This window comes from Paraburkholderia sp. GAS334, assembly GCF_050436625.1.
GTDB lineage: Bacteria > Pseudomonadota > Gammaproteobacteria > Burkholderiales > Burkholderiaceae > Paraburkholderia.
The window spans coordinates 42,155-48,607 of the sequence record NZ_JBNDMO010000032.1; the positions used below are offsets into that span (position 1 = coordinate 42,155).

At 61.6% G+C, this 6,453-nt stretch carries 6 protein-coding genes and 2 pseudogenes; 7 read left to right on the forward strand and 1 reads right to left on the reverse strand.

All coding sequences use genetic code 11. The features are described from left to right. Positions 1–66: 66 nt before the first annotated feature. The 5 genes and pseudogenes from P3T21_RS32890 to ltrA all read left to right on the forward strand — a co-directional run bounded on the left by P3T21_RS32890 (position 67) and on the right by ltrA (position 4,933). Complete coding sequence (locus P3T21_RS32890; protein WP_429260111.1) at positions 67–675, forward strand: TetR/AcrR family transcriptional regulator; 609 nt, start codon at positions 67–69, stop codon at positions 673–675. A gap of 100 nt (positions 676–775) precedes the next feature. Then, complete coding sequence (yqhD, locus tag P3T21_RS32895; RefSeq protein ID WP_429260112.1) at positions 776–1,930, forward strand: alcohol dehydrogenase; 1,155 nt, start codon at positions 776–778, stop codon at positions 1,928–1,930. A gap of 41 nt (positions 1,931–1,971) precedes the next feature. Further along, a complete protein-coding gene (locus P3T21_RS32900) occupies positions 1,972–2,874 on the forward strand; it encodes an NAD(P)-dependent oxidoreductase (protein ID WP_429260113.1) in 903 nt (300 codons plus the stop codon). A gap of 160 nt (positions 2,875–3,034) precedes the next feature. Further along, a pseudogene (locus P3T21_RS32905) lies at positions 3,035–3,139 on the forward strand (helix-turn-helix domain-containing protein); the annotation flags it as partial. Positions 3,140–3,538: 399 nt separating this feature from the next. Further along, complete coding sequence (gene ltrA / locus P3T21_RS32910; RefSeq protein ID WP_429260114.1) at positions 3,539–4,933, forward strand: group II intron reverse transcriptase/maturase; 1,395 nt, start codon at positions 3,539–3,541, stop codon at positions 4,931–4,933. Between the two features lie 85 nt (positions 4,934–5,018). On the opposite strand, the gene P3T21_RS32915 is transcribed toward ltrA, so the two are convergent. Beyond that, positions 5,019–5,276 (reverse strand): hypothetical protein, encoded by a 258-nt coding sequence (locus P3T21_RS32915; RefSeq protein WP_429260115.1) that lies wholly within the window; start codon positions 5,274–5,276, stop codon positions 5,019–5,021. Between the two features lie 220 nt (positions 5,277–5,496). Between P3T21_RS32915 and P3T21_RS32920 the strand changes: the two are divergent. Both P3T21_RS32920 and P3T21_RS32925 read left to right on the forward strand, forming a co-directional pair. After that, positions 5,497–5,773, forward strand: a pseudogene (locus tag P3T21_RS32920) (IS30 family transposase); the annotation flags it as partial. A gap of 385 nt (positions 5,774–6,158) precedes the next feature. Further along, a partial coding sequence (locus P3T21_RS32925; protein WP_429260116.1) for a dihydrodipicolinate synthase family protein occupies positions 6,159–6,453 on the forward strand: 295 nt, incomplete at its 3' end.

Here is a 6,453-nt window from a genome sequence, read left to right on the forward strand (position 1 = left end):
CGATGTATGTGCACGGTGGCGCCCGCTCGCGCGGAGCGACATCGTGCCGTTAGGGTTGAAGTTGTAATGCTTATGTACACACGACGCACTGAAGACTTTCGCGAAAGACTACTCGAAGCGGGTGTCGCGCTGTTCGCCGAAATGGGTTATCACGGCACCGGCGTAAAAGACATCGTCGAGCGTGCCGGCGTGCCGAAGGGCTCGTTCTACAACTACTTCGAGAGCAAAGAGGCATTCGGCGCGGCGATCCTGCACCACTACGCGCAGGACCAGGCCGTTGAATGGAAGCAGTATTCGCTCGAAGTGGCGTCACCTGATCCGCTGCTCGCGCTTCGCGGCATCTACACGCGCATCGTTGGCGACTACGAAGACTGTGACGACCGCTACGGTTGTCTGGTCGGCAACTTTGCGGGCGAGATCGCGCAGTCGAGCGATCTGTGCCGGGTCGCTGCGCGCAGGACGGTCAACGAATGGCGTGTCGGCTGTGCCGATTATCTGCGGCGCGGCCAGGAATACGGCTCCGTGCGGCGCGATCTTTCGGCTGATGCAATGGCCGACGTTTTCTGGAACGCGTGGGAAGGCAGCCTGTTGCGCATGAAGCTGGATGACTCGGTCGAGCCGCTGAAGGCTTGCGTGCATTCAATGTTCGATCTGTTTTTCAAATCCCCGCAGTAACGGTCGTAGCTGGCTTGAGCGGCGACGGGTTTCGATTCGGGGCAGCCGTTTATACCGTTTTGAGACGACCGGTCATTTCAATGTAAGGAAGAGAGATTCAATGCAGAACTTTACGTTTCACAACCCCACTCGAATCATTTTCGGCGAAGGCCAGATTGCCACACTCGATGCGCAGATCCCCGCCAACGCGCGGGTGCTGATTACGTGCGGCGGCGGCAGCATCAAGAGCAACGGTGTACTGGCGCAAGTGCAGGCGGCGCTCGGTGACCGCGCGTGGCACGTGTTCGGTGGCATCGAACCGAACCCCACTTACGAAACGCTGATGGAAGCGGTTGCGCTCGCCCGCGAGAAGAACATCGATTTTCTTCTGGCGGTGGGCGGCGGCTCGGTGATCGACGGCACCAAGTTCATTGCTGCCGCTGTGAAGTTCCACGGCGAGCCGTGGGACATTCTGGCGAAGCAGGCCGAGATACGCGACGCGATGCCCTTCGGCAGCGTGCTGACGCTGCCTGCCACCGGTTCGGAGATGAACAACGGCGGCGTTATCAGCCACCGCGCGAAAGGCGACAAGTTGCCGTTCCGTAGCGAGGCGACCTATCCGGTCTTCTCGGTGCTCGATCCGACCACGACATATTCGTTGCCGCAGCGGCAGATTGCCAACGGTGTCGTCGATGCGTTCGTTCATATCGTCGAGCAGTATCTGACCTATCCGGTGGGCGCCAGGGTACAGGACCGTTTCGCCGAAGGCCTGCTGATCACGCTGACTGAAGTCGGCCCGCACGCGCTTGCCGAGCCGCACAACTATGCGGTGCGAGCCAACCTGATGTGGACGGCAACGTTGGCGTTGAACGGCCTGATCGGTGCCGGCGTGCCGCAGGACTGGGCGACCCACATGCTCGGCCATGAGATCACGGCGCTGCACGGACTCGATCACGCGCAGACGCTCGCCATCGTGCTGCCGGCCATGCTGAGCGTGCGCCGCGAGTCGAAGCGCGCGAAGTTGCTGCAGTACGCCGAACGCGTCTGGAACATCACCGAGGGCAGCGAAGACGAGCGTATCAGTGCGGCGATTACGGCGACCCGCGTGTTCTTCGAGCGCATGACGGTGGGAACCCGCTTGCGCGATTACCAGATTGGCGGCCAGTCAATCGGCACGCTGATCGCGAAGCTCGAAGAGCACGGGATGACGGCATTGGGCGAACACGGTGACGTGACGCTCGACGTGAGCCGTCAGGTCTATCAGTTTGCAGTCTGAACAGGCCCGCATTCGCGCGGCTGGTCATTTGGAATGTCATTATGAAAATTGGATTTGTAGGACTTGGCTCGATGGGCGCCGCGATTGCGAAGAACCTGATCGATGCCAGGCACAACGTGCAGGTTTTCAACCGTAGTCCGGCTCGCGCCGAACCGTTGCGCGAAGCGGGGGCGAGCGTCGCATCGAGTCCCGCGCAGGCCGCGCAGGGGGCCGATGTGGTGTTCACGATGGTGGCCGACGATGCCGCGCACGCAGCGGTCACGTTCGGCGAGGCGGGCATCGCCACCACGCTGAAGCGGGGTGCACTGCACATCTCGATGAGCACGATCAGCGTCGCCACCGCGCAGGACCACGCAGCGAAGTACCGTGAAGCGGGTCTTGCCTTCGTGTCCGCACCGGTATTCGGCCGGCCCGATGCCGCGGCGGCGCGCAAGCTGTTCATCATGGCGGCCGGAGCGGACGAGCACCTCAAGGTTGCCGTGCCGCTTCTCGAAACGCTTGGGCAGTCGGTGGGCATTGTCGGCGAAGATCCTTCGCAGGCCAACCTGGTGAAGCTGATCGGCAATTTCATGCTGTCCGTGATCATCGAAACGCTGGGCGAAGCCTGTGCCGTAGCGGGCAAGGCCGGCGTCGATCCGATGCGTCTGGTCGAGCTGTTGACGAGCGCAAACTTCAATGCGCCGCCATACAAGATCTACGGTTCGCTGATTGCATCGCAGCAATTCCAGCCGCCTGGCTTCTCGTTGCCGCTCGGCCAGAAGGACAACCGCCTGATGTTGGCAGCCGCTGAGGCACTTGGCGTGCCGCTGCCGCTGGCAAGTCTCGTCCACGACCGGTTCCTGACGTTGCGCTCGCAAGGGCTCGGCGCCGAGCATGACTGGTCGGCGGTGGCGCTTTGCGCGCTGTCCGACGCAGGCTTGAGCAAGGCGCTTCACGGCGGCTGAGCGCAATGGGGACGATGCCGCTCGCTATGAGCGGCATTCGACGTGTCGAACGGAGCGCGAGAGGAAATGTTTAGCAATCTAAGGTGCTATCCCGGGCTAAGGTAAGGCCTCGAGTTCTCAAATCTGAAGTGCAACACCTTGGCTCGTATAAGGTGTTGCCATGGAAAAACGATACCAACAACTGCAGCCTGAAGAGCGGCTGACAATTGCCAGCCTGCGCCTGCAAGGTTCAAGCATGCGGGCCATGGCCCGCATGCTTGGGCGTGTGCGCCCAGCATGGGCGCACTCTCGTGGGTGCAAGTCCCACCGTAAGTTGATCACAGCGAGCGAAGCGAAGCGCAACTGCGTGAGGGCGACCAGGCGTGGGGAGGAAGCGTGGAGCGAAGCTGCGAGCCGATGGACAAGAACCGGATAGAAGGCGTTGCCGACCAGGGCGAGCGGGCACGTAACCGTGAAGCTCTCGTGATCAAGGGGCGGTGACGTAAATCCGGCGGTTGTGCAGCGAAGGAGTGCGTTCTTACCTGGGGAGATCTCGCCTCATGCCTGAAAGGGCGACAGCGTCGAGCCGGAGCGAGAAGTCAGCGGAGGCCGTAGCAGTCACAGGATAGGCCGGTGAGGCTGAGGCTGGTGATGAAGGGCCGAACGGGAAGGAGTGTCCAGCGTCATGTCGATGCAGCAGGCAATCCCCCGAGGGGACTTCCTTCGGGGCGTGCGTCAGATGCCCGTGCAAACGGGGCGAGCGGGAGTAGCGCGCGGTGAAGCTGCGCGTGTACCCACGAGCGACGAAGCCTGTTGCCCGCGACATGAATCCGGGGGCACAGGGTCAGCGCTGCTGGAAGCGGTGCTGACGAGAGAGAACCTGAAGCAGGCGTTCAAACGGGTACGGGCTAACAAGGGAGCCGCTGGCGTAGATGGTCTGGACATCGACCAGACGTCGCGCCATCTGGTGACGGCGTGGCCTGCGATCCGTGAACAGTTACTGAAGGGGACGTACCGGCCCAGTCCGGTACGGCGGGTGACGATTCCGAAGCCGGATGGAGGCGAGCGCGAGCTTGGCATTCCGACGGTGACGGACCGGCTGATCCAGCAGGCACTGCTGCAGGTGCTGCAGCCAGTTCTGGACCCCACCTTCAGCGAGCATAGCTACGGCTTCCGACCCGGACGGCGGGCGCACGACGCGGTGCTTGCCGCGCAGTCGTACGTGCAGTCAGGTCGGCGAATCGTGGTGGACGTTGATCTGGAGAAGTTCTTTGACCGGGTCAACCACGACATCCTGATCGACCGCCTACAGAAACGCATTGGGGACGCCGGGGTAATCCGGCTGATCCGGGCGTACCTGAACAGCGGCATCATGGATGGCGGTGTGGTCCAGCAGCGGGATCAGGGCACGCCGCAGGGCGGGCCGCTATCCCCGCTGCTGGCCAACGTACTGCTCGATGAAGTGGACAAGGAGCTGGAGCGGCGGGGCCACTGCTTCGCACGCTATGCCGACGATGCGAATGTTTATGTTCGTAGCCGTCGGGCGGGCGAGCGGGTGATGGCACTGCTGCGGCGCCTGTATGGTCGACTGCGCCTGAAGGTCAACGAGACCAAGAGCGCAGTGGCGAGTGTGTTCGGTCGCAAGTTTCTGGGCTACAGCCTGTGGGTAGCTCCGGGCGGTGTGGTCAAGCGCAAGGTGGCGGTCAAACCGCTGCTGGCGTTCAAACAGCGCATTCGCGAACTGACCCGTCGTAGTGGCGGACGCGGCATGAAGGAGCTGGTGGAACGGTTACGGTCCTATGTGCAGGGGTGGAAGGCGTACTTCCGGCTGGCGCAGACACCGAAGATCTGGCGTGAGCTGGACGAGTGGATGCGTCACCGGTTGCGCGCCATCCAGCTTAAACACTGGTGCCGTGGTCCCACGATCTACCGGGAACTGCGTGCGCTGGGAGCGCCGGCTGACGTTGCGCGACAGGTGGCGGCCAACAGTCGCCGCTGGTGGCGCAATAGTGAGCGGCTGCTCAACAGTGTGCTGAGCATCGCCTACTTCGACAGGCTCGGTGTACCCCGACTCTCATAACCTCAACTTCCCGAACCGCCCGGTGCGGACCCGCATGCCGGGTGGTGTGGCAGGGGTACGGCCTCATGGCCGTCCCCTATGCCGATTACGGAGTGAGTGCGGCATCGCTGAGCGCCTGCCAGTCGAATCCTTCAAGCAACACCGCGAGCTGCAGCGAGGACAGCGGCGCATTGCCCGCGTCCATCGGCGATCCCCTGGCGTCATCCGTTATAGTCGTCTGCGTCTGCTCGGGCGCACTTATGGGACTGCGGTGTGATGTGGCGACCTGATCGATGGCAACGAGGCCAGTCAGGGTGGTGATGGCAAGAACGGTTCGGGTAGTGGCAGTAATGTGACGCAACATGTCAGGCCTCCATTCAAAAAAAGGAAGTGAGCGAATTGCTTTCGGTTCATCATCAGGATAAGAGGCCCAAGCTTATCGTCAGCTTAATAGCTGTAGATTTGTTTCACTACCGTCGGTGAGACCGGCGAAATCCTGCCTTCGTGAAAGACCGCTACGGCCTGCGGATTCAACCGGTGGATGGAACACACTTAAGCCTGCGCAAGCAGCAGGAGTGTTGCAGATGAAGCAGAGACGACGGATTTATTACACGGATAGCCAGAAGGCGCTGATGTGGGAGCGCTGGCAGAAGGGCGAATCTCTTCAGAAGATCGCCCAGCTGTTTGATCGAAATCACTCATCGGTACAAGGGATTCTGGCCGAGACGGGCGGCATCCGGCCGGCACCGCGACATCGCTCCCGCCTGGCACTCACGCTGACTGAGCGCGAGGAGATTTCGCGGGCGCTGGTTGCAGGCCGGTCGATACGTTCGATTGCGATGCAACTCGAACGAGCGATCGCGTTCGTCCAACTTGCTGCAAAGCCTGCTGGCATTGATGTAAGAGGGCTCAAGGTCAATATCCGCGAGCATGACTCGTCCAGGTCCCAGCCGAAAGCTGCTTCGACAAAAGAATCGACATCTGCTTCTGTCGAAGCCGTCACCTTTTCCCTATATTGGTCGCCTATGGCGTGAGCCTTTCCCGGCGTTTTACGCCAGGTTCGCCGCCGGCGTGGGCAATCGCGCCACAAGCATTGCTCGCCCATCTCTTCGTGGCGCAGCAATCGGTGGACACGCATGAGGACGTGCGATCGCAGATCTCTCACAAGATCAGGCGGGCCGGAGATTTGTCTTCGCTCCGAAGTTGATCGTGCAGCGAACGTTGGAGTTCAGATGGGGCAGATGTCATGAGTCGTGCAGATTTTCTTCAAGGTTCGATTGTTGCGCTGCTAACTCCTATGTCGGTGGAAGAAGGCATCGATTATGACGCGTTCGATCGGCTTATCGATCTTCACGTGAATGCGGGCACGGATGCGATCGTGGTGGCGTCTACCACAGGCGAGGGACCAACGCTCACGCTCGACGAGCACGTGCACTTGTATCGGCACGCAGTGCAGCGTGCGGACGGGAGGTTGCCGGTGATCGCGGGCATCGGATCACCGTCGACGCGCGTGGCGTGCGAGCTCGCGCGCGAGGCGGAGC